The organism is Streptomyces sp. NPDC058246 (assembly GCF_042881985.1).
Classification (GTDB): Bacteria; Actinomycetota; Actinomycetes; order Streptomycetales; family Streptomycetaceae; genus Streptomyces.
Window position 1 is genome coordinate 17,750 of the sequence record NZ_JBHVWZ010000016.1, and the last position, 21,078, is coordinate 38,827.

20 protein-coding genes are annotated in these 21,078 nt (G+C 71.6%); 9 read left to right on the forward strand and 11 right to left on the reverse strand.

Annotated features, from left to right (window positions below; all coding sequences use genetic code 11):
• Positions 1 to 95: 95 nt before the first annotated feature.
• The 4 genes from ACFVXA_RS23080 to ACFVXA_RS23095 form a co-directional block, all read right to left on the reverse strand.
• On the reverse strand, positions 96 to 764 hold the full coding sequence (locus ACFVXA_RS23080) for a response regulator transcription factor (protein ID WP_362019865.1): 669 nt from the start codon (positions 762 to 764) through the stop codon (positions 96 to 98).
• Positions 761 to 2,035, reverse strand: a complete 1,275-nt coding sequence (locus tag ACFVXA_RS23085; RefSeq protein ID WP_384399334.1) for a sensor histidine kinase — start codon at positions 2,033 to 2,035, stop codon at positions 761 to 763. Before ACFVXA_RS23085 ends, ACFVXA_RS23080 begins: the two co-directional genes overlap by 4 nt.
• A gap of 101 nt (positions 2,036 to 2,136) precedes the next feature.
• Positions 2,137 to 2,907, reverse strand: coding sequence for an IclR family transcriptional regulator (locus ACFVXA_RS23090; protein ID WP_362019871.1), 771 nt, complete (start codon positions 2,905 to 2,907; stop codon positions 2,137 to 2,139).
• A complete protein-coding gene (locus ACFVXA_RS23095) occupies positions 2,904 to 3,332 on the reverse strand; it encodes a MarR family transcriptional regulator (protein WP_362019874.1) in 429 nt (142 codons plus the stop codon). Before ACFVXA_RS23095 ends, ACFVXA_RS23090 begins: the two co-directional genes overlap by 4 nt.
• A 267-nt stretch (positions 3,333 to 3,599) precedes the next feature.
• Between ACFVXA_RS23095 and ACFVXA_RS23100 the strand changes: the two genes are divergently transcribed.
• The 6 genes from ACFVXA_RS23100 (at position 3,600) to ACFVXA_RS23125 (ending at position 9,850) form a co-directional block, all read left to right on the forward strand.
• On the forward strand, positions 3,600 to 4,517 hold the full coding sequence (locus ACFVXA_RS23100; protein ID WP_389465738.1) for an SDR family NAD(P)-dependent oxidoreductase: 918 nt from the start codon (positions 3,600 to 3,602) through the stop codon (positions 4,515 to 4,517).
• An 11-nt stretch (positions 4,518 to 4,528) separates the two neighbouring features.
• Positions 4,529 to 5,404 carry an amidohydrolase family protein gene (locus ACFVXA_RS23105; protein WP_390026435.1) on the forward strand — a complete coding sequence of 292 codons (876 nt, stop codon included), beginning with the start codon at positions 4,529 to 4,531 and terminating at the stop codon, positions 5,402 to 5,404.
• Positions 5,405 to 5,511: 107 nt separating this feature from the next.
• Positions 5,512 to 7,038 (forward strand): long-chain fatty acid--CoA ligase, encoded by a 1,527-nt coding sequence (locus ACFVXA_RS23110; RefSeq protein WP_390026296.1) that lies wholly within the window; start codon positions 5,512 to 5,514, stop codon positions 7,036 to 7,038.
• The gene (locus ACFVXA_RS23115; protein WP_362019882.1) at positions 7,035 to 7,490 is read left to right on the forward strand and encodes a MaoC family dehydratase; all 456 of its coding nucleotides are present in this window, start codon (positions 7,035 to 7,037) and stop codon (positions 7,488 to 7,490) included. The genes ACFVXA_RS23110 and ACFVXA_RS23115 overlap by 4 nt, the downstream gene beginning before the upstream one ends.
• A gap of 220 nt (positions 7,491 to 7,710) precedes the next feature.
• The gene (locus ACFVXA_RS23120; RefSeq protein ID WP_390026438.1) at positions 7,711 to 8,460 is read left to right on the forward strand and encodes a DeoR/GlpR family DNA-binding transcription regulator; all 750 of its coding nucleotides are present in this window, start codon (positions 7,711 to 7,713) and stop codon (positions 8,458 to 8,460) included.
• 52 nt (positions 8,461 to 8,512) lie between these two features.
• Entirely contained in the window at positions 8,513 to 9,850 is a 1,338-nt protein-coding gene (locus tag ACFVXA_RS23125) for a 6-phospho-beta-glucosidase (RefSeq protein WP_390026298.1), read from the forward strand.
• A gap of 22 nt (positions 9,851 to 9,872) precedes the next feature.
• Here ACFVXA_RS23125 and ACFVXA_RS23130 read toward each other — a convergent pair whose 3' ends face one another.
• The 3 genes from ACFVXA_RS23130 to ACFVXA_RS23140 all read right to left on the reverse strand — a co-directional run bounded on the left by ACFVXA_RS23130 (position 9,873) and on the right by ACFVXA_RS23140 (position 14,014).
• Positions 9,873 to 10,889, reverse strand: coding sequence for a D-cysteine desulfhydrase family protein (locus ACFVXA_RS23130; protein ID WP_390026300.1), 1,017 nt, complete (start codon positions 10,887 to 10,889; stop codon positions 9,873 to 9,875).
• 133 nt (positions 10,890 to 11,022) lie between these two features.
• Positions 11,023 to 12,714: a carbohydrate binding domain-containing protein gene (locus ACFVXA_RS23135; RefSeq protein WP_362019890.1), complete on the reverse strand. Its 1,692-nt coding sequence runs from the start codon at positions 12,712 to 12,714 to the stop codon at positions 11,023 to 11,025.
• A 133-nt stretch (positions 12,715 to 12,847) separates the two neighbouring features.
• Positions 12,848 to 14,014, reverse strand: coding sequence for an ATP-grasp domain-containing protein (locus tag ACFVXA_RS23140; protein WP_390026302.1), 1,167 nt, complete (start codon positions 14,012 to 14,014; stop codon positions 12,848 to 12,850).
• A 252-nt stretch (positions 14,015 to 14,266) separates the two neighbouring features.
• Between ACFVXA_RS23140 and ACFVXA_RS23145 the strand changes: the two genes are divergently transcribed.
• Both ACFVXA_RS23145 and ACFVXA_RS23150 read left to right on the forward strand, forming a co-directional pair.
• On the forward strand, positions 14,267 to 15,175 hold the full coding sequence (locus ACFVXA_RS23145) for a metallophosphoesterase (RefSeq protein WP_362019896.1): 909 nt from the start codon (positions 14,267 to 14,269) through the stop codon (positions 15,173 to 15,175).
• Entirely contained in the window at positions 15,123 to 15,812 is a 690-nt protein-coding gene (locus tag ACFVXA_RS23150) for a 4'-phosphopantetheinyl transferase (protein ID WP_390026304.1), read from the forward strand. The genes ACFVXA_RS23145 and ACFVXA_RS23150 overlap by 53 nt, the downstream gene beginning before the upstream one ends.
• A gap of 379 nt (positions 15,813 to 16,191) precedes the next feature.
• On the opposite strand, the gene ACFVXA_RS23155 is transcribed toward ACFVXA_RS23150, so the two are convergent.
• On the reverse strand, positions 16,192 to 16,428 hold the full coding sequence (locus ACFVXA_RS23155) for a hypothetical protein (RefSeq protein ID WP_390026306.1): 237 nt from the start codon (positions 16,426 to 16,428) through the stop codon (positions 16,192 to 16,194).
• Positions 16,429 to 16,712: 284 nt separating this feature from the next.
• Here ACFVXA_RS23155 and ACFVXA_RS23160 point away from each other — a divergent pair, with 284 nt between their 5' ends.
• The gene (locus ACFVXA_RS23160) at positions 16,713 to 17,756 is read left to right on the forward strand and encodes an alpha/beta fold hydrolase (RefSeq protein WP_390026308.1); all 1,044 of its coding nucleotides are present in this window, start codon (positions 16,713 to 16,715) and stop codon (positions 17,754 to 17,756) included.
• A gap of 28 nt (positions 17,757 to 17,784) precedes the next feature.
• On the opposite strand, the gene ACFVXA_RS23165 is transcribed toward ACFVXA_RS23160, so the two are convergent.
• The 3 genes from ACFVXA_RS23165 to ACFVXA_RS23175 are packed head-to-tail and all read right to left on the reverse strand — an operon-like array spanning position 17,785 to position 21,048.
• The gene (locus tag ACFVXA_RS23165) at positions 17,785 to 19,311 is read right to left on the reverse strand and encodes an NAD(P)/FAD-dependent oxidoreductase (protein ID WP_390026310.1); all 1,527 of its coding nucleotides are present in this window, start codon (positions 19,309 to 19,311) and stop codon (positions 17,785 to 17,787) included.
• Positions 19,295 to 20,503 (reverse strand): MAB_1171c family putative transporter, encoded by a 1,209-nt coding sequence (locus ACFVXA_RS23170; protein ID WP_390026313.1) that lies wholly within the window; start codon positions 20,501 to 20,503, stop codon positions 19,295 to 19,297. Before ACFVXA_RS23170 ends, ACFVXA_RS23165 begins: the two co-directional genes overlap by 17 nt.
• A 14-nt stretch (positions 20,504 to 20,517) precedes the next feature.
• Positions 20,518 to 21,048 (reverse strand): toxin-antitoxin system, toxin component, encoded by a 531-nt coding sequence (locus ACFVXA_RS23175; RefSeq protein ID WP_362020445.1) that lies wholly within the window; start codon positions 21,046 to 21,048, stop codon positions 20,518 to 20,520.
• Positions 21,049 to 21,078: the final 30 nt, after the last annotated feature.

The following is a 21,078-nucleotide window of genomic DNA, read 5'->3' on the forward strand; positions in this document are numbered from 1 at the left end:
CGGTTTCGGGGACTCCCTCGCACGACGGATACGAGGACCGGCCTCACCCGGAGGAGGGAGCCGGGGCCTGTCCGCCGCACCGGGCCGGAGGGGCCCTAGGAGCCCCCCGGCGTCACCAGACCCGTCTCGTACGCGCAGATCACCGCCTGCACCCGGTCCCGCAGCCCCAGCTTGCTCAGCACGTTGCTGACATGGGTTTTGACGGTGTGTTCGCTCACGAAGAGGGCGGTGGCGATCTCCGCGTTGGACAGTCCGCGGGCGAGCAGCCGCAGGGTCTCCTCCTCACGGGCGGTGAGGACGTCGAGCCGGGCAGGGGCCGGCTCCGGGGCCGCTTCGGCGCGGCGGCGCCGGATGATGTCGGCCACCAGGCGGCGGGTCACCGAGGGGGCCAGGAGTGAGTCGCCCGCCGCGACGACCCGGACCGCGTGCACCAGGTCGTCCCGGCGAACGTCCTTGAGGAGAAAGCCGCTCGCTCCCGCGTACAGCGCCTCGTACACGTACTCGTCGAGGTCGAACGTGGTCAGCATGACGACCTTGCAGCCGGACTCCGCGCACACCAGACGGGCCGCCTCCAGCCCGTCCATGTGCGGCATGCGGATGTCGAGCAGCAGGACGTCGGGCGCGTGCCGGCGTACGGCGGCGACGGCTTCGAGGCCGTCCCCGGCCTCCGCGACCACCTCGATGTCCCGCTGGGCCTCCAGGATCATGCTGAAGCCGCTGCGGACCAGTTCCTGGTCGTCGGCGACGACCACGCGAATGCTCATCCGAGGGCCGCCTGTCGCCCGACGGCCGCGGGGAGGCGGACGGTGACCCGGAAACCGCCGTCGGGGCCGCGGCCCGACTCGGCGCTGCCTCCGCAGGCCGCGGCCCGCTCGCGGATGCCGATCAGCCCATGGCCGCCCGGCTCAGCCGATCCGCCGCCGTCCGGGCGCGAACGCACCGGCCCCCGCCCGTCGTCCGTCACCGTGAGCGTCAACGCGTCTTCCGTCCAGTCGAGTTCGACCCGTGCCGAGGCAGCGTACGCGTGCTTCACGGTGTTGGTCAGCGCCTCCTGCACCACCCGGTAGGCGGCCACCTCGGTGTCCGGGTGCAGGGGGCGGGACACTCCGGTCGTGCTCAGGTCCACCCGCAGACCGGTGGACTCCGTGACCTGGCCGGCCAGTTCGGTGAGCGCGGCGATGCCGGGCTGCGGCAACCGGGCCGACGTTCCGTTCACCGGCTCCTCCTTGAGGACTCCGAGGATCCGCCGCAGCTGCCGCATCGCGTCCCGCCCGCTCGTCGCGATCGCGTCGAAGGCCGCCTCGGCGCGCTCCGGATCGCTGCGCACGACCACCGGGCCCGCCTCGGCCTGCACAACCATGAGGCTCACCGCGTGGGCCAGGATGTCGTGCATGTCCCGGGCGATCCGGGCGCGTTCCTGCGCGGTCGCGCGCGCCGTGTCCAAGGCGCGCTCCCGCTCCAGGCGGCGGGCCCGGTCCTCGAGCTCCGCGGTGTACGCGTGCTGGACGCGGGTGAGGATGCCGAGGGCGTACGCGCTGAGGAATCCCAGCAGTTGGAAGGCGTACTCGAAGGGTGCTGTCTGCTGCTTGGCGAGCATCGTGAGCGAGGCCCCGACCAGCCAGCCCACCAGCATGAACCGCCGGAGCGCGGGCGGACACAGCGCGGCGACCGTGTAGAGGACGACGAGGCCGCCGTACGCCACATTGGGCGCCGGCGCGTGGTAGAGCGACGCGGCGGGCGTGCACACCGAGACCGCACAGGCGCTCAGGAACGGTGCCCGGCGCCGCCACACCAGGGGTACCGCCGTGCCGGCTCCCAGCAGGAACCCCTGCCAGGACAGCCGGTCGTGGCCCTCGTCCCGGAACATGAACTGCAGCGAGGCGGCGAACAGCACGAGTGCGGCGAGCGCGGTGTCGACGACGTACGGATGTGTCGTCCGCAACCGCGAGACGGCCGAGCGCCATCGGGCGACGGCAGGCGACACGGCCGCCTGCCACCGTGAGACGGCGGGCGTGAACCAGGACTGGGCGGACATATGCGGCTCCTCCGGGCAAGGGCCGTCCCAGTATCCCGACCGTGACACGGCGAAGCCTCACCGGTGAGAGGGATATCGGGCGCTCGACGTGTTCCGGCGGCCTAGGAGTGCTGAACCGCCGCTGCTGTCCCCGGCTGCCACCCGAGCGCCCGGGAGATCCCGCGTGCCGCCAGCCGTACCGCCGGGATCAACGCGGGTACCTGCGCGTCGACTTGGGGCACCACGACCGAGACCGCGGCGACGACGCCGCCGCCCCCGCCGCGCACCGGAGCGGCCACCGACAAGGCGTCGTCGGTGACCTGACGGCTGCTCACCGCCACGCCCGTGCGGCGCACTTCGGCGAGCAGGCCGCGCAGCCGGGCCGGGTCCGTGACGGTGTGCGCGGTGAAGGAGGCGAGCGGGCCCTCGCAGTACGCCTCCTGGAACGCCGGGTCGCCGTGGGCGAGCAGCGCGAGCCCCACCCCCGTGGCGTGCAGCGGCCAGCGGGCGCCCACCTGGATGCGCACGCCGACCGCCGAGCGCCCGGAGATCCACTCGATGTAGACGACCTCGGAGCCGTCGCGGACCGCCAACTGCACGTTCTCGTGCGTCGCTTCGTACAGGTCCTCCAGGTACGGCAGCGCGATCTGCCGCAGCGCGAGCCCGCGCGGAGCGAGCGCCGCCACCTCCCACAGGCGCAGCCCCACGTGGTAGACGCCCTCCTCGTCCCGCTCCAGGGCGCCCCAGTCGGTCAGCGCGCCCACGAGCCGGTGGGCCGTGGTGAGGGTGAGTCCGGCCCGGCGGCTGATGTCCGTCAGGCAGAGCGCCGGGTGTTCGTGGTCGAAGGCGGCGAGCACGGCGAGCAGACGGTCGGGTGCGGACAGGGAGGTCATGAGTCGAGTTCGGCTTCGGCGACCCGTCGCAGGAGCGTGTGCAGGGTTGCCCGTTCGACGGGATCGAGGGGCGCGAGCAGGTCGTCGGTCACGCGCAGCCCGGCCTCGTCGGTGTCGCGGAGGAAGGCGCGGCCGTGCTCGGTGAGGACCACGATCCGGCTGCGGCGGTCGTCCGGCGAGGGGCGGCGTTCGGCGAACCCGAGCTTCTCGAGGTCGTCGACCAGGCCGACGATCGCGCTCGGGTCGTAGCCGAGTCGCGTACTCAGCTCCCTTTGCAGGGCCCCCTCGGAGGTGGCCAGGAAGCGCAGCAGGGCGTAGTGGCGCAGGCGGAGCCCCGACTCCTGAAGGGACGCGTTGAACAGCTGCCCCGACCGCAGCCCCAGCCGGTACAGGAGGTAGCCGGTGTCCGCGTGCAGTCCGCGCATCCACGGCTCCTCGGCGTCGATGGCGGCCGGGCCGGCGGCGGGATCTGCGGTGCGCTGCTTTCCTGCGATGACGGGCTCCCTGGAACGGGCCCCGGTCGGGGGCGGTTCGGACGTAGTCCCCCAGCATGCCGCACGGACCGGACGGCAACAACTATTGACGTTAACAATTATTGCTCTTAGCTTCGATCTCGTAGCCGCACTATCTCGGGAACCAGCGGCCGCACCCCCTGTGGATCTCGTAGCCGCACCCATGTGAAGGGACCCCTCGTGCCCAGCATCGATCTCACCGGCAAGGTCGCCGTCGTCACCGGCAGCGGCCGTGGCCTCGGCCTGGCCTACGCACACGCCCTCGCGGCCTTCGGCGCCCGCGTGGTCGTCAACGACATCGACGAGACCGTGGCCGAGCAGGCGGTGAAGTCCATCACCGAGGCCGGCGGCAGGGCCGTGGCCGAGGTGGTCGCGGTCGGCACGGCCGAGGCCGCGGACCGGCTCGTCGCCCGCGCGGTGGAGGAGTTCGGACGGCTCGACATCCTGGTCACCAACGCGGGCATCCTGCGCGACGGGGTCCTGTGGAAGATGACCGACGAGGACTTCGACGCGGTGATCACCACCCATCTCAAGGGCACCTTCACCTGCGCCCGCGCCGCCGCCGTGCGGATGCGGGAGCAGGGCGAGGGCGGCAGCCTGATCCTGGTCGGCTCGCCGGCCGGGCAGCGCGGGAACTTCGGCCAGACGAACTACTCCGCCGCGAAGGCGGGCATCGCCGCCATGGCCCGTACCTGGTCGATGGAGCTGGGCCGCGCGGGTATCACCGTGAACGCGATCGTGCCGGTCGCGGCGACCGCGATGACCGAGACCATCCCGGCCTTCGCGCCCTACATCGAGGCGATGCGGCAGGGCGAGCCGCTGCCCGGCTTCCTGCGCAAGGGCGAGGGCTTCGGCACCCCCGAGGACTGCGCGGCCCTCGTCCCGTTCCTCGCCTCCGAGGCCGCCCGCGGGGTCACCGGGCAGGCCATCGGTATCGGCGGCGACAAGGTGACACTCTGGTCGCATCCGCAGGAGACCAGGGCGGCCTACGCCGACGGCGGCTGGACCCCGGACACCCTCGCCGACGTCTGGGACTCCTCCCTCGGGGCCGAGCCGGAGACCGTCGGGATCCCCGCGCCGAAGCTGCCGGAGGCGTGATGGCCCTCACCATGGATCTCGGCGAACTCGTCGCGATCGACGTGCACACCCACGCGGAGGTGTCCTCCAGGGGCCACTCCTCCCTGGACGACGATCTGCACGACGCCTCCTCCGCCTACTTCAAGGTCGAGGGCACGCGGAAGCCGACCCTTCAGGAGACGGCCGCGTACTACCGTGAGCGGAAGATGGCCGCCGTGATCTTCACGGTGGACGCGGAGTCCGCCACCGGCACCGAGCCCGTCCCGAACGAGGAGGTCGCCGAGGCCGCCGCCGCCAACCCGGACGTGCTGATCCCCTTCGCCTCCATCGACCCCTTCCGCGGCAAGGCCGGGGTCAGGCAGGCCCGTCGGCTGGTCGAGGAGTACGGGGTCAAGGGCTTCAAGTTCCACCCCAGCATCCAGGGCTTCTTCCCCAACGACCGCTCCGTGGCGTACGACCTGTACGAGGTGATCGAGGAGACCGGCACGGTCGCGCTGTTCCACACGGGGCAGACGGGGATCGGCGCCGGAGTTCCCGGCGGGGGCGGCATCCGGCTCAAGTACTCGAACCCACTGCACGTGGACGACGTGGCGGCCGACTTCCCGCAGCTGAAGATCATCCTGGCCCACCCGTCGTTCCCCTGGCAGGACGAGGCGCTCGCCGTCGCCACCCACAAGCCGGGCGTGCACATCGACCTGTCCGGCTGGTCGCCGAAGTACTTCCCGCCCCAGCTCGTGCAGTACGCCAACACACTGCTGAAGGACAAGGTCCTCTTCGGCTCCGACTTCCCCGTCCTCACCCCCGACCGCTGGCTCGCCGACTTCGCGAAGCTGCCGGTCAAGGACGAGGTCAAGCCGAGGATCCTCAAGGAGAACGCCGCCCGCTTGCTCGGCCTGAGCACACCGTGAAGGGCCACCCCATGTGCCATCCCACGTGCGACGACGGACAGGGGCAGACAGATGCGCGATGACGGACGGGGGCAGACAGATGCGCGATGACGGACGGGGGCAGACAGATGCGCAATGAGGGACTGGGTTCATGGCCCGCGCGCCGGGCCCGCAAGACCCCGCACCGCACCGCCCTGATCCACGGCGACACCGCACTCAGCTACGCCGAGCTGCACACCCGCACGACCCGGCTCGCGCAGGCCCTGCGCGCCCTCGGCCTGCGCCGCGGCGACCGGATCGCCTATCTCGGCCCCAACCATCCCGCCTACCTCGAAACCCTCTTCGCCGCAGGTCTGCTGGGCGCGGTCTTCGTGCCGCTCAACCCCCGCCTCGCCGGACCCGAGATCGCCTACCAGCTGGGCGACTCCGGCGCCAAGGCCCTGGTGTACGCGCCGTCGCTCGCCGGACTCGTCGCGGGGCTGCCCGGCTCCACCGACGTCCGGACGTTCGTCGAAGTGGGCGCCCGCTACGAGGAGTTGATCGCCGGAGCCGCCGACGAACCGATCGACCAGCCCGTCACCGCCGACGACACCTGCATCATCATGTACACCTCGGGCACGACGGGCCGGCCCAAGGGCGCGATGCTCACCCACTCCAATCTGACCTGGAACGCGGTCAACGTCCTCGTCGACCACGACCTGACCGCCGACGAACGCGCCCTGGTCTGCGCCCCGTTGTTCCACACCGCCGGACTGAACATGCTCACCCTGCCGGTGCTCCTCAAGGGCGGGACCTGCGTGCTGGTCGAGTCCTTCGACCCGGCGGCCACCCTCGACCTGATCGAACGGCACCGGATCACCTTCATGTTCGGCGTGCCGACCATGTTCGACCAGGTGGCCCGCCATCCACGCTGGGCCGACGCCGATCTGTCCGCACTGCGCATCCTCACCTGCGGCGGCTCGCCGGTGCCGACCCCGCTGATCGCCGCCTACCACCAGCGCGGGCTCACCTTCCTCCAGGGCTACGGCATGACGGAGGCCGCGCCCGGCGCTCTCTTCCTGGACGCGGAACACGCGGTCGACAAGGCGGGTTCGGCGGGCGTGCCGCACTTCTTCAGCGACGTACGTGTCGTCCGGCCCGACCTGACGCCGGTCGATGTCGGGGAGACGGGTGAGGTGGTCGTGCGCGGGCCGCACGTCATGCCCGGCTACTGGGGGCTGCCCGACGAGACGTCCGCCGTGTTCGCCGACGGCTGGTTCCGCAGCGGCGACGCCGCACGCGTGGACGAGGACGGCTATGTCTTCATCGTCGACCGCATCAAAGACATGATCATCTCGGGCGGCGAGAACATCTACCCGGCCGAGATCGAGGACCTGCTCCTCGCCCACCCCGACATCGTCGAGTGCGCGGTCATCGGCGTCGCCGACGACAAGTGGGGCGAGGTGCCGCGCGCGGTCGTCGTCCCCCGCGAGGGCGTCGCCCTGGAACCGGACGCCGTCCTCGCCTCGCTCGCCGGACGCCTCGCCAAGTACAAGATCCCCAAGTCGGTCGTCGTCGCGGACGAACTCCCCCGCACCGCCTCGGGAAAGCTCCTCAAAGCCCAGGTCCGTACCCGGTACGGCACCACCGACTCGTCAGCAAGGAAGTCCCTGTGAGCATCACCGTGAACGGTCTCGACGAGCTGAGGAAGCTCGCGGGCAGCGACCTCGGCACCAGCGAGTGGATCGAGATCACCCAGGAGCGGATCAACACGTTCGCCGACGCCACCGGCGACCACCAGTGGATCCACGTCGACCCGGAGAGGGCGGCGGAGGGCCCCTTCGGCGCGCCCATCGCGCACGGCTTTCTGAGCCTCTCCCTTTTCATCCCGCTCTTCACCGAGCTGCTGGACGTCGAGGGCGTGTCGACGAAGGTCAACTACGGCCTGAACAAGGTGCGTTTCCCCTCACCGGTGAAGGTCGGCTCGCGCATCCGGCTGGTCGCGAAGCTCGCCTCGGTGGAGGACGTGCCGGGCGGGGTGCAGATCGCCGTCGACGGGATCATAGAGATCGACGGCGGCGGGAAGCCCGCCGCCGTCCTGCAGAGCCTGTCGCGCTTCTACGCCTGACGGTGCCCGACGGTTCATACCGGAGCACACCCCGCGAAGCGCTCCGCGAAGTCGAGCGCGACCGGCAGCAGGACGTCGGCCGTTCGTCGCCCACGGGTGGGCCCTCTCGTCAGAAGTCTGCAAGTGATGCACAGGATTGTGCGCGCCACCCAGGGATTTGGCGAAGGCCGAGCAGAACTGAGCATAGAAGTGATTGAAGATGACGAGTAGTGTTCACGTCGTGCTGGCAGAGCGACGACATCGACTCATCCTGCGAGCCCTGCGCTCCGGCGGTCCCGCGGCCGTGACCGATCTCTCCGAACAACTGGGCGTGAGCCCCGCCACGGTCCGCCGCGACCTGGTGAAACTGGAGGAGGAGGGCCTGCTCACGCGGGTGCACGGCGGCGCGGTCGTGGACGAGGGCGACCAGCCCTTCGCCGAGGTCGCCGAGGTCCGCGTGCCCGAGAAGGACGCCATAGCCGCGAAGGCCGCGTCGCTGGTCGAGGACGGCCAGTCCGTGCTCCTGGACATCGGGACCACCGCGTACCGGCTGGCCCGGCAGCTGCACGGCCGCCGGATCACCGTGATCACCGGCAACCTGGTGGTCTACGAGGAGCTGGCGGACGACGAGGACATAGAGCTGGTGCTGCTCGGCGGCATGGTCCGCCGCGAGTACCGCTCCCTGGTCGGCTTCCTCACCGAGGACAACCTGCGCCAGCTGCACGCCGACTGGCTCTTCCTCGGCACCAGTGGGATCCGGCCGGGCGGCCAGGTGATGGACACCACCGTCGTCGAGGTACCGGTCAAGCGCGCCATGATCAAGGCGGGGGAGCGGGTGGTCCTGCTCGCCGACCGGGCCAAGTTCCCGGGGACGGGGATGGCGAAGGTCTGCGGACCCGAGGAGCTGGACGTGGTGGTGACGAACGCGCCGGTGGACGCGGCCACACGGTCCTCCCTGGAAGAGGCGGGCGTACGGGTGGTCGTGGCGTGACCTCGCGCCGCGTCCCCCGCGTCGATGCACGAACTGCAAAGGTGGTAATCGCGTGAGGCTGACCATTCTGGGCGGCGGCGGATTCCGCGTCCCGCTCGTGTACGGGGCGCTCCTCGGGGACCGCGCCGAGGGCCGCGTCACCCACGTCGTGCTGCACGACCTGGACGCGGGACGGCTCTCCGCCGTGGCCCGCGTCCTCGCCGAGCAGGCCGCGGACGTGCCGGACGCGCCCGAGGTGACCGTCACCACCGACCTCGACGAGGCCCTGCGCGGCGCCGACTTCGTCTTCTCCGCGATCCGCGTCGGCGGCCTCGAAGGACGCGCGGCCGACGAGCGGATCGCCCTCGACCAGGGCGTCCTCGGCCAGGAGACGGTCGGCGCCGGCGGCATCGCGTACGGCCTGCGCACCGTGCCCGTCGCCGTCGACATCGCACAGCGCGTGGCCCGGCTCGCCCCCGACGCCTGGGTCATCAACTTCACCAATCCCGCGGGTCTGGTCACCGAGGCGATGTCCCGTCACCTCGGCGACCGCGTGATCGGCATCTGCGACTCACCGGTCGGCCTCGGCCGCCGTATCGCCAAGGTCCTCGGCGCCGATCCCCGCGAGGCATGGATCGACTACGTCGGCCTCAACCACCTCGGCTGGGTACGGGGACTGCGCGTCGCGGGCCGCGACGAACTCCCGCGCCTGCTCGCCGACCCGCAGCTGCTCGGCTCCTTCGAGGAGGGCAAGCTCTTCGGCCCCGAGTGGCTCCAGTCCCTGGGCGCCGTCCCGAACGAATACCTGCACTACTACTACTTCAACCGCGAGGCGGTCCGTGCCTATCAGGAGGCGGAGAAGACGCGCGGTGCCTTCCTCCGTGACCAACAGGCCCGTTTCTACGAGGAGATGAAGCGCCCGGACGCCGGTGCGCTGACCGCCTGGGACCGTACGCGCGCCGAGCGCGAGGCCACGTACATGTCCGAGAACCGGGAGACCGCCGGCGCGGGCGAACGCGACGCCGACGACCTCTCCGGCGGCTACGAGAAGGTCGCGCTCGCGCTGATGCGGGCCATCGCCCGCGACGAGCGCACCACGCTGATCCTCAACGTCCGCAACCGCCGCACGCTGGGCCCGCTCGACGCGGAGGCCGTCATCGAGGTGCCGTGCCTCGTCGACGCCAACGGCGCGCATCCGGTCGCCGTCGAACCGCTGCCGGACCACGCCACCGGCCTGGTGTGCGCGGTCAAGGCGGTGGAGCGGGAGGTCCTTTCCGCCGCCGAGTCGGGCTCGCGCACGACCGCGGTGAAGGCCTTCGCGCTGCACCCGCTGGTGGACTCCGTGAACGTGGCGCGCAGGCTGGTGGACGGATACACCTCGGCCCATCCGGGCCTGGCGTACCTGGCGTAGGCGCTTTCCCGCAGCCCTCCCCTCACTGAGTCGGCCCGTGCGCGGGGGCGTCCGGCGGGCTCAGGAGCCCGGCCTCCGCCCGCGCGAGTGTCGGGGGGTGACCGAAGAGGCCGGGCAGACCGCCGGTGTGCAGGAAGACGGTGCGCTGCCCCGGCGTGATCGTGCCGTCCTGCACGGCCGCGACCAGTCCCGCCATCGCGCGCCCGGTGTAGATCGGGTCGAGGACGATGCCCGCGGTGCGCGCGGCCAGGGTCAGGGCGCTCATCACCGGTTCGGTGAGTGTGCTGTAGCCGTCTCCCACCTGGTCGAGCCGCAGCCGCAGCGCGTCGGGGGCACACGGCGCGCCGGACAGCTCCGCGACCAGGTCCGACACCGTGCGGGCGGGGTCGGCGACGGCGCCGACGTGCACGCCCAGCACGCGGGAGGTGCCGAGTTCGGCGACGAGACCGGCCATGGTGCCGCCCGAGCCGAGCGCGACGGCGACGGTCGTCAGGTCGGGGGCCTGGCCGAGGAGTTCGCGCGCGCACTCGACGTAGCCGCGGGCGCCGAGCGCGCTGGACCCCCCGAAGGGGATCAGCTCCGGCACTTCGCCCCGCCGCCGCAGCTCCTCGACCACCTCCCGGGAACGCGACTCCAGCCCCGCGCCGTCGCCCGCCCAGACGACGGTGGCGCCGAGGAGCCCGTCGAGCGCGAGATTGCCGGCGGCCGACGATCCCGGCTTCCCGGCGAGGACCAGTACGACGCGCAGCCCCAGCCGCGCGCCCGCAGCCGCGGTCAGCCGCGCGTGGTTGCTCTGCGGCGCGCCGGTGGTCACCAGGGTGGTGGCGCCCTTGGCCAGGGCGGCGCCACAGGTCCACTCCAGCTTGCGGATCTTGTTGCCGCCGCCGCCCAGACCGGTGAGGTCGTCGCGCTTCACCCACAGGTCGTCCGGGCCCAGACCGAGTGCGCCGGCCAGCCGGGGAGCGGGTTCGAGGGGGGTGGGCCAGGTGGCCAGCCGGGCGCGCGGCGGGGTACTGGCGTCGGAAGGCGTGGTCGTCACCTCGTGAGTATGCCTGCCACGGCATGGGGGTGGACGCAGTGGTGCGGTGGGTCGCCCGGAAGCCCCGGACGACCCACCGCACCGTCTTGCCGTCGGCTGATGTCCGGCCCGTGGAGGGGCCGTCAGCCGGTTCTCAGCCCGTGAAGCCGGCCGTGATCGAGGTGAACTGCCAGTTGTTCTGGCTGATGCCGGAGCAGTTGCTCACCACGCCGCCGCCGGGGCAGGGCCGGTCGCGGTTGACCGCCCAGTAGGCGAGCCGGGCGATGTGGTGCGAGTTCGCCCAGTCGCGGATCTGCGTCCAGATGGCCGGAGTCGTGTTCTCCTGCTGGTCGGACAGGCCGTTCATCCCGGAGATGCCGATGTGCGAGTAGGCCGTCGCGTCGTCCCACCCGAAGGTCGACTTCAGCTTGGTCTTCAGTCCTTCGGTGGCGTTGACCGTGTTGCCGTACATGTCGGAGCCGCCGCCGAAGTCGAACGGCATGATCGTGAAGACGTCGATGTTGGCGTTCAGTGACTGCGCCTGCTCGATGAGCCGGTTGCCGTAGTAGGTCGGGCCGGTCGTCGAGGTGCCGAACGTGACGATCGTCCTGAGGCCGGGGTTGTTGGCCTTGACGGTCTTCAGCGCGGTCAGGATCTTGGCCTGGACGGCTTCGTTCTCGAACTCGTCCGTGTTCTCGATGTCCATGTCGATGGCCTTGAGCCCGTACGCGTTGATCACCTTCTGCAACGCGCCGGCGAGCGCGCTCGCCGACGAGCAGTTGGCGCCGAGCTTGCTGCCCGACCAGCCGCCGAACGACGGGACGATGTCACCGCCCGCGGAGCGGATCTGGTTGATGACGGTCTGGTCGTTGCCGCCGGTCAGCGGCCTGCTGCCGTCCCAGGCGGGGTTGCAGCCGCCGGAGTCGAGCATGAACGCCATCGTGTACCACTTGATCCCGGTCGAGCTCATCACCGAGGTCGCGCTCGGCGGATCGCCCCAGCCGAGGTAGAGGTAGGGAGCGGCCTGCTTGAAGCCGGTGCCGCCGCCGCTGCCCGCGTCCGTCGTGACGCTCACGGAGTTGGAGGCCGCCGAGGTGTTCCCGGCCGCGTCCCGCGCCTTCACGGTGAACGTGTAGGCGGTGCTCGCCGACAGCCCGCTGACCGTGGCGCTCGTACCCGAGACGCTGAGCAGCTGGTTCGAGCCGCTGTAGATGTCGTACGCGCTCACGCCGACGTTGTCGCTCGACGCGCCCCATGACAGCGACACGCTGGACGAGGTCTTGCCGGTGGAGGTCAGGTTCGTGGGCGCGGTCGGCGCCTGGGTGTCGGAGCCGCCGCCACCGCCGCCCGGACCGTCCAGGCTGACGTCGTCGGCGTAGTAGGTGCCCTGCGCGTACCAGCCGTGGACGTAGATCTTGGCACTGGTCTGCGAGGCACCGGTCGTGAAGGACACGCTGAGCCGGCTGTACGCCGACGGGGACGTCGTCCAGGTCGAGGAACCGCCGTCCACGCCCAGGTAGACGTAGCTGCCGCGCACCCAGCCCGAGAGGGTGTAGGCCGTGTTCGGCTGGACGGAGACGGTCTGGCTGCACTGTGCGTTGTCGCTCGAACTCACCGCCCCCGCGAGGGCCTTGGAGCCGCCGTGCACGGGGGAGGAGACGACCGAGCCCAGGTTCCCGGTGCAGGACCAGGGGGAGAGGCCGCCCGTCTCGAAGCCGGGGTTGGTCAGGATGTTGGCGGCCTGGGCCGTACCGGGGAGGGCGACCGCTCCGGCCAGGGCCAGCGCGGCGGTGCCGAGGAGAGCGAAGAAGCGATGTCTGGAACGTCTGAGGTGTGTGATGCGCACGCGATCTCCCTGCGGAAATGGGGGTGTTCGGGAGTGCTGAGAGGTGCGCAACCAAGTTGGTATGGACCAATCTCGCTGTCAAGACGCTGAGCGAGAATTGGTCCAGACCGGTAGGGGGAGGGGGGAGTGAGGACTAGGCGGGTGCGATGGCGGCGGCGGTGGCGCTTTCCGTGGCGGCGGCGGGCGCCGACGCGGGTTCCGCCGCCGGTACCGCTGCCGGGGACGGCACGGCGGGCAGCGGGGCCACGGGCGTGTCGGTCCGCTGCTGCGGCAACGACACCGGACGCACCGGACGGGGGCCCGAGACCACCGCGTAGTCCTGCCCGAGGAACGGCGGAACCAGCTCGCCCGTCTCCTCGCCGAGCGCCAACTGCACGGCCGCCCAAGGGGCGTTGACGCCGCACTGCGCGAGCTGGTGCAGTCCGCCCGCCGGACGGGTGTTGACGTCCATGAGGACCGGCTTGTCGCCGTACATGCGGAACTGGATGTTCGTCAGATAGTGCAGCCCGAACGCCTCCGCGAGCAGTCGCGCCGGCTCGATCCACGACGGGTGGAGGGTGAATCCGCGGCGCCGGCCGTTCTTGGTGCGGCCCACTGCCAGGCGGACCCGGCCATCGGGTCCGGTGAGGCAGTCGACGGACACCTCCGGCTCGTCCAGGAGCGGCATCACCAGCCAGTCGACGGGGTGCTCGGCCGCCCGCACCGCCTCCGCGACCAGGCTCAGTGGCACGTACGGGCTGGGAAATCCGTTGAGGTGCGCGAGCGAGAAGGGGGCGCGCGTGATCACGCGGAAGCCCACACCGCCCGCCCCCGCGGCCGGCTTGAAGCACGCCTTGTGACCCGCGGACTCCAGTTCCTCGACCGCCGCGACGAGCTCCTCCTCGGTGCGCACCCGCCACCACGGCGGCACCGGCACGCCCACCGCCTGCACGGCCTGGTAGGCGGTGGCCTTGTCGTGGAAGACGGCCACGGCCTCGGCGGCCGGCGCGAGCAGGGCCGTACCCTGCGCCGCGAACTCGGCGCGATGGGCCACGACGGCCGCCTGGTGCAGGACCGGCACGAACACGTCGACCGAGCGACGCGCGCACTGGTCGAGGGCGTACTCGACGTAGGCACGCGGGGACAGGCCCTCCGGCTCCATCTCGGCGGTGTCCGCCGCGGCCAGCACAGGGGAGTCCGGGTCGCCGTGCGTGGCATGGATCTCGACCGCGCGATGCTGCGGATTACTTCGCAGCTGATCCATGAAGAACACGTTCTCCGCGTACGTGCGGTTGAGCCAGACGCGTACGCGAGAGCCCATGCAGGCCGCCTTTCACGGTTCGCGGGCACGGCGGAGCAGGCCGTGCCCGGCCAGGGGAATGGGAGGAACACCAAGCCGCCGTACGCCGGAACAGGTTCGTGGCGGTGGTGTTGGGGCGATCATAGGGGGCGCGGGAGTCCCGTGCTGCTACAGGGATGTTACGGATTCCCGAACGGCGGCCCCCGGGCCTCCTTGTCCGGCGGCGGGCGCATGTGTTCTTGTGTTGCCATTCGTTTTCTACGGGGGTGACGAGTGCGGCCGACAGACGGCGGTCATGGGAACCTGCTGGCCATCAGCGATCTGCACATCGGATACGCCGAGAACCGTGACCTGGTCGAGAAGATGCGCCCCGAGTCGGACGAGGACTGGCTGCTGGTGGCCGGTGACGTCAGCGAGACCGTCTCCGACATCCGGTGGGCGCTGGAGACGCTCAGCGGCCGTTTCCGCAAGGTGATCTGGGCGCCCGGCAACCACGAGCTGTGGACACACCCCACGGACCCCGTGCAGCTGCGCGGCGTCGCCCGCTACGAGCATCTGGTGGCTCTGTGCCGGGAGTTGGGCGTGATCACCCCCGAGGACCCGTATCCGGTCTGGGAGGGCCCCGGCGGACCCGTGGTCGTCGCACCGCTCTTCCTGCTCTACGACTACTCCTTCCTGCCGCGCGGCTGCGTCACCAAGGAACAGGGGCTGGCCTACGCCGAGGGCACCGGGGTGATCTGCGCCGACGAGCATCTGCTGCACCCCGACCCCTACCCCAGCCGCGACGCCTGGTGCCGGGCCCGGGTCGCCGAGACCGAGCGCAGGCTCGCCGAGCTGCCCGACGATCTGCCCGTCGTCCCCGTCAACCACTACCCGCTGGACCGTCACCCGACGGACATCCTGCGCTACCCGGAGTTCGCGATGTGGTGCGGCACCCGGCTGACCGCCGACTGGCACCGCAGGTTCCGTGTCGAGGCCATGGTCTACGGTCATCTCCACATCCCGCGGACCACCTGGCACGAAGGTGTCCGGTTCGAAGAAGTGTCGGTGGGCTACCCCCGTGAATGGCGCAGACGACCGGGAACACCGGGCACGCTGCGCCGCATTCTGCCGATGGAGGTCGGAGCCGGTGATGGAGGAGCTGCTCCCGGAGTCGGTCGTGGCCGTGGAGAGCTACGGTGACGACGGGGCCGAGGGAGCGATCCTGTACCCCGAGGAGCTGGCGCTCCTGACGCGGGCCGTGGAGAAGCGGCGCCGCGAGTTCACCACCGTGCGCGCCTGCGCGCGGCGCGCCATGGAGAAACTCGGCGTGCCCCCGGGGCCCGTCCTGCCGGGCGAGCGCGGAGCGCCGCAGTGGCCGCAGGGCGTGATCGGCAGCATGACGCACTGCGAGGGCTACAGCGCCGCCGCGCTCGCCCGCGCCACCGACCTCGCCTCCCTCGGCATGGACGCGGAACCCCACCTGGCGCTCCCGGAGGGCGTCCTCGACGCCGTGGCCCTGCCCACGGAGGTGGGCCGCCTCGACCGCCTCGGCGCCGAGAACCCCACCGTCCACTGGGACCGGTTGCTCTTCAGCGCCAAGGAGTCGGTGTACAAGGCGTGGTTCCCGCTCACCCGGAAGTGGCTGGACTTCTCCGAGGCGGACATCGACATCGTCCAGGGACCCGCGTCCGGCGGAACCGCCCTGTCAGGGCGGTTCCGCGCCCAACTCCTGGTGCCGGGGCCGCTGGTGGACGGCGAGCGCGTCGGCGCCTTCGACGGGCGCTGGACCGTCCAGCGGGGCCTGCTCGCGACCGTGGTGACCGTGCCGCTCCTCTGAGCCCCGGCGGTGATCACTGTGGGCTCCTCTGAGCCCCGGCGGTGATCACTGTGGGCTCCTCTGAGCCCCGTCGGTGGCCACCGTGCGCTCCCTGCGGGGCCGCGGTGACCACTGTTGGCTCCCTGCCGGCCCCGCGGTGACCACCTGGGCTCCCTGCGGTCCCTGCGGGGTCCGGCGGTGACCATCTGGGCTCCCTCCTGTGGGTCCGGCGGTCATCACCGCTCTCGTCCAAGCCCGGCGGTGATCACCGTGACTCACGTCCGGACTCAGCGGTGATCACCGTGGCTCACGTCCAGGCCCGGCGGTGACCACCGTGGCTGCCGTCCGGGTCGGCCCCGGTGGTGGTGGCACCCGGTCGAGCCGGGCCGGTCGCCGTGGCTCACCTGTCGGTGGGCCCCGGGTGCCAGGTGTGCAGCAGCCGGAAGAACGCCTCCTCGTTGCCCGCGAGCCCGGCCGCCGCCAGCGCCCGCTCCGCCTCGGCGAGCGCGGACGGGGGCACCACGGGTGGTCGGCGACCGTCCGGCGGGCCGTCGAAGGCGGCTCGTACGGTCTTCAGGAGGCGGAGGTAGGCCTGCACGGCGGCGCGTTCGTGGTCGGTCAGTACGGCGGTCGGCATCGGAACGGCTCTCCCCGGGTCGGCTTGTCGTAGCGGTACATGGCGGTACATGAAGTGGTGCATGGCAGTACGTGACTCCAGCTTGCCGTCCGCCACTGACAATCCCGTTTCGGTGCGGCCAGGTTCGCCCGCTTAGCGGAGGCGAAACCTCACGGAAATCCCTTGTGGGACAGGGGCCCTACGCTGGAGAGAAGAGCTGGAGCCGTCTGCTCGGCGGGCGGGAAGCCGCGTTCACGGCGGTCTGCGAGCCGCCTTCACGGCGGACTGGAACAGGAGGTGAGCCCGTGGTCGACGTACCGCACCGGCATCCGCGGCGCACCCTGCGGCTGCGTTCGGTGGGCGACGGAGAACTGCGCCTGCACCACCGCGTCGTGCACGGCTACCGGCGCGCCTACCGGATGGCGGGCGAGGGCCCGGCGCTCGTGCTGATCCACGGCATAGGCGACTCCTCGGCCACCTGGGCGGAGCTGATCCCCGACCTGGCCCGCAGCCACACGGTGATCGCACCGGACCTCCTCGGTCACGGGGCCTCCGACAAGCCGCGCGCCGACTACTCGGTGGCGGCGTACGCCAACGGGGTGCGCGATCTGCTCACCACACTCGGCATCGAGTCGGCCACCCTGGTCGGGCACTCGTTGGGCGGGGGAGTGGCGATGCAGTTCGCGTACCAGTTCCCGGAGCGCACCGAGCGGCTCATCCTGGTCAGCGCGGGCGGCGTCGGGGGAGAGGTCAACCCCGTCCTGCGGGCCGTCTCGCTGCCCGGCGCCCACCTCATGCTCGCCACGCTGCGGCTGCCCGGCATGCGCTTCCAAGTCGGCCTGTTCGCACGTCTGATGAGGCTCCTCGACACCGATCTCGGCCAGGACGCCCCGGAGTTGCTGACCCTCGTGGACGCGCTGCCCGACGCGACCTCCCGAAGTGCCTTCATCCGCACGCTGCGTGCCGTCGTCGACTGGCGCGGCCAGGTGGTCACCATGCTCGACCGCTGCTATCTCACGGAGGGCATGCCCACGATGCTGCTCTGGGGCGACCGTGACAGCGTGGTCCCGGTGCGGCACGCGTACGGGGCGCACCAGGCCATGCCGGGCAGCCGGCTGGAGATCTTCGAGGGCGCGGGCCACTTCCCCTTCCACAGCGACCCGGCGCGCTTCCTGTCCCTGGTCGAGGAGTTCACGCGCACCACCAGCCCGGCCGACTGGAGCCGCGAGCACTGGCGCGAACTCCTGCGCGCGGGCCGCCCCGGCAGCGCGGCCGGGCAGCCGGACACGGCCCAGAACCGCGCGGTGGAGCGGGATTTGCAGGAGGCGAGCGAACGCAGCGCGACCTGACGTCCGCTCGCTCCCGCGAGGACCGGTGTCAGCCTCTGGCGGGTGACTCGGCCGTGTCGACCATGGCCCGTTCCCGGTGCGTGAACGGGGGCTCGGTCAGAAGCGGGAGTCGGGGGCCGCGGAGCACCGCGAGGGCGACCTCGGGCTTGAAGAGGGCGGCGAGCGGGCCCGACAGGGTGATCACGGTGAGCAGTGCCTGGGTGACCAGGGGACGTCCGGTCGCCGTCAGCATGAGCCGGTTCACATAGCGGCCGAGCAGATTCTGCGCACCGGAAGGCTGCTTGCCGATCGCCTCCGGGTAACGGATGTCCGTGCCCGTGGCGAGCTCCCAGGCGGTCGACACCGGACGGGACACGGCACGCTGCGCCCGCCGCGCGAGTCCCGGCGCCGTCAGCCCGTGCTCGGCCACCAGCCCGCGCAGCGCCACGGCGCCCTGTGCGGCCACCGACATGCCGTGCCCGTAGACCGGGTTGTACGTGGCGACGGCGTCGCCGATCACCACCAACCCCTCGGGCCAGTCCTTCACCTTCTCGAAGAAGCGCCGCCTGTTGACCGTGCTGCGGGTGAGTACGACGTCCGTCAGCGGCTCGGCGCCGGCGATCAGCTCGCCCACGATCGGATGTCTGACACCGCGCGCGAACGCCGCGAACTCGTCGGCGGAGTCCGTCGGCTGGCCGCCGCGCGTGCCGGACAGCGTCACCAGCCAGCGCCCGCCCTCGATGGGCACGAGGGTGGCGGACTGGCCCGGCACGGGCTGCGCCGCGTCCGGCTGTACGTTGACGACGGGGAAGTCCTCGGCGCCCACGGGCGCGCGGAAGATCCGGCTGGCGTACGCGAGTCCGGAGTCCACCTCCTCCATCGGCGCCTCGGGCACGCCCAGCGCGTCGAGCCAGGTGGCGGCCCGGGAACCGCGCCCCGAGGTGTCGACCACCAGATCGGCCTCCAGCACCCGTTCCTCGCCGCCGGACGTGCGCACCCGTACGCCCGTCACCCGGGCGGCGCTGCCCTCCAGGCCGAGCAGTTCGGTGCGCTGGAGGACGGTGACGCGCCGCTTCTCGGCGAGGCGGGCGCGCAGGACGGAGTCGAGCAGATCCCGGCTGCACGCGATCATGAACTCCATCTCAGGCCAGCGCCGCAGCCAGCCCTGCGCCGACAGCGAGACGAGACCGGTCGGCAGCGGGACGCGCCGGGCGCCGGCGGCGAGCCAGGCGTCGGTCACGCCGGGCAGCAGGTCCTCCATCGCACGGGCGCCGCCGGACCAGAGCAGATGGGCGTGGCGGGCCTGCGGGAGCCCCCTGCGCGGCTCGGGCCCGTCGGGCAGCACGTCACGCTCGACGACGGTGACGTCGGCGTACTCGTGCAGGGCGGCGGCGGCCAACAGCCCGGCCAGCCCCCCGCCCACCACGACGGCCCGCCGCGAGCCCGTACGCGGGCTGCCCGGTACCGCGTCCCGGGAGGTGGCGTCGGGTTCGCCGGACGAGTCCGTGTCCCGAGGGGCATCCGTGGGTCTGCTCGGTGTGTCCGAGTCCCGGGACGTGCTAGCTGGTTCGTTCATGGGAGTCGCTCTCTGACCTGGTCGCGGCGCGCCCCCGGGCGGCCGCGACGACGGGTGACTGACGCAGGGCGATGGACATCCGCACGAGGTCGCGGGGACCGTCGGTGGATGTCGTCGGGGCGGTGGCCGCCTCCGCCGAGCTGATGACCCTGCCTTCCGGATCGGCGGCCCGGGCTCGCACCGCCGCCGTCACCATCGCCGCGTCCGCCTCGGCCTGCGCCTGGGCGGGCGAGGAGCCCGCCGCCAGGGCCGTGTCGTAGGCGTGGGAGCGCACCTCGGAGTCGAAGTAGGGGTACAGACTGAGCATGCCGTCGTGGATGTCGGACTCCCGCTGGGTGACCTGGAGTTCGGCGGCCGACCACCAGGAGATCCGTACCGCGCGGTCCTCGTGCGCGGAGAGCGGCTTCAGCTCGCGCCACAGCGGCCCGAGCCGTCGGTACGTCGACCAGGTGTTCCAGCTGTCCCCGATGCGCCGGCAGGCGAGCGGGAGGCAGAAGCCGATCGCGGTGAGCTGGGCTCCGACGGACGCCAGCACGGGGGCCAGATCGGTGCTCAGGCCGTCCAGGTTCCCGCCGTTCCAGCGGGCCACCACGGCGGTGAACTTGGCCGCCGCGTAAGGGATGTTGCACAGCGAGCCGAACGCGATGACCAGCAGGCCGGCGCGCAGCCAGCCGTGCACCTGGACCGCCCAGCGCCAGCACATGATGTTCATCGCGACGCCCGCGACGGTGAGTGACGCGAGGTAGAGCACGATCATCTCGCGGATGAACGGCGTGTTGGCGTAGTGCGTGTCGAGGTCCCGCAGGCGCTCCTCGGGGGCGTCCCCGAGGGCGAACAGCACGATCAGCGCCACACCCACCACGGCGTACCCGGCGATCCAGCGGCGCGAGAGCCTGCGGGTCACCTCGGGCGGCCCGCCCCGCCAGTTGATGATCAGCACGAGGCAGGACGCACTGAAGGCGCTGAGCAGGCAATAGACCAGTGGCGCCGAGATGTTGGGGATTCCGGTGAGATGGTTGACCTCGGCGATGGTCGGCGGGGCCGCGAAGAGGAACACCAGGCCCGCGAGGGCGAGGAGCACGCCCACGGAGCGCATCAGCGGGTCGCGCCGGCCGCGGATCAGGGCGGGCCCCTTGAACGCGATGGCGGCGCCCATGGCGACGGCCGGGAAGTAGTAGCTGGATCCGTCCATGTGCGCGAGGGCCTTCAGCCCTGGGGCCCGCGATAGCCCAGGGACGCCTCGATGCGGCCGGCCAGCCCGTCGCGCCGCACCGGGCCGCGCAGGGAGGAACCGGCCAGCCAGGTACGGCACTTGCTGGCGAGCAGCAGACCGAAACTCTCGGCGTCCTTCTCGTCGGCGAGGTCGAAGCGGGTACGCGCGGCCACCTTCAGGACGGTCGCCTGAAGATCCGCGCTGTCGCTCAATAAGCGCGCCGCGACGGCCGCGCCCTCGACGTGGTGACTGCAGTGCCCGGCCTTCATGTGCCACAGCTCATGGCCGAGGATCACCAACTGGTGGTCGGGCGCGGTGCGTTCCTCGATGACGACGAGGTCCTGCTCGGCCATGTCGAGCCACAGCCCGCTCGCGGTGCCGGGCGGGAAGGCGGCCGTACGGAACTGGACGGGACGGCCCCGGCGTCTGCTCATCGCGTCGCACAGCGCCGCGTACAGGGCGGCGGGTTCCGCCGGTGCCGGGAGCGAGAGCTCCGCGACCAACTCGCCGCACAGGCGGCGCATGTCCCTTCCGATGCCCACAGTTCTCCCCCG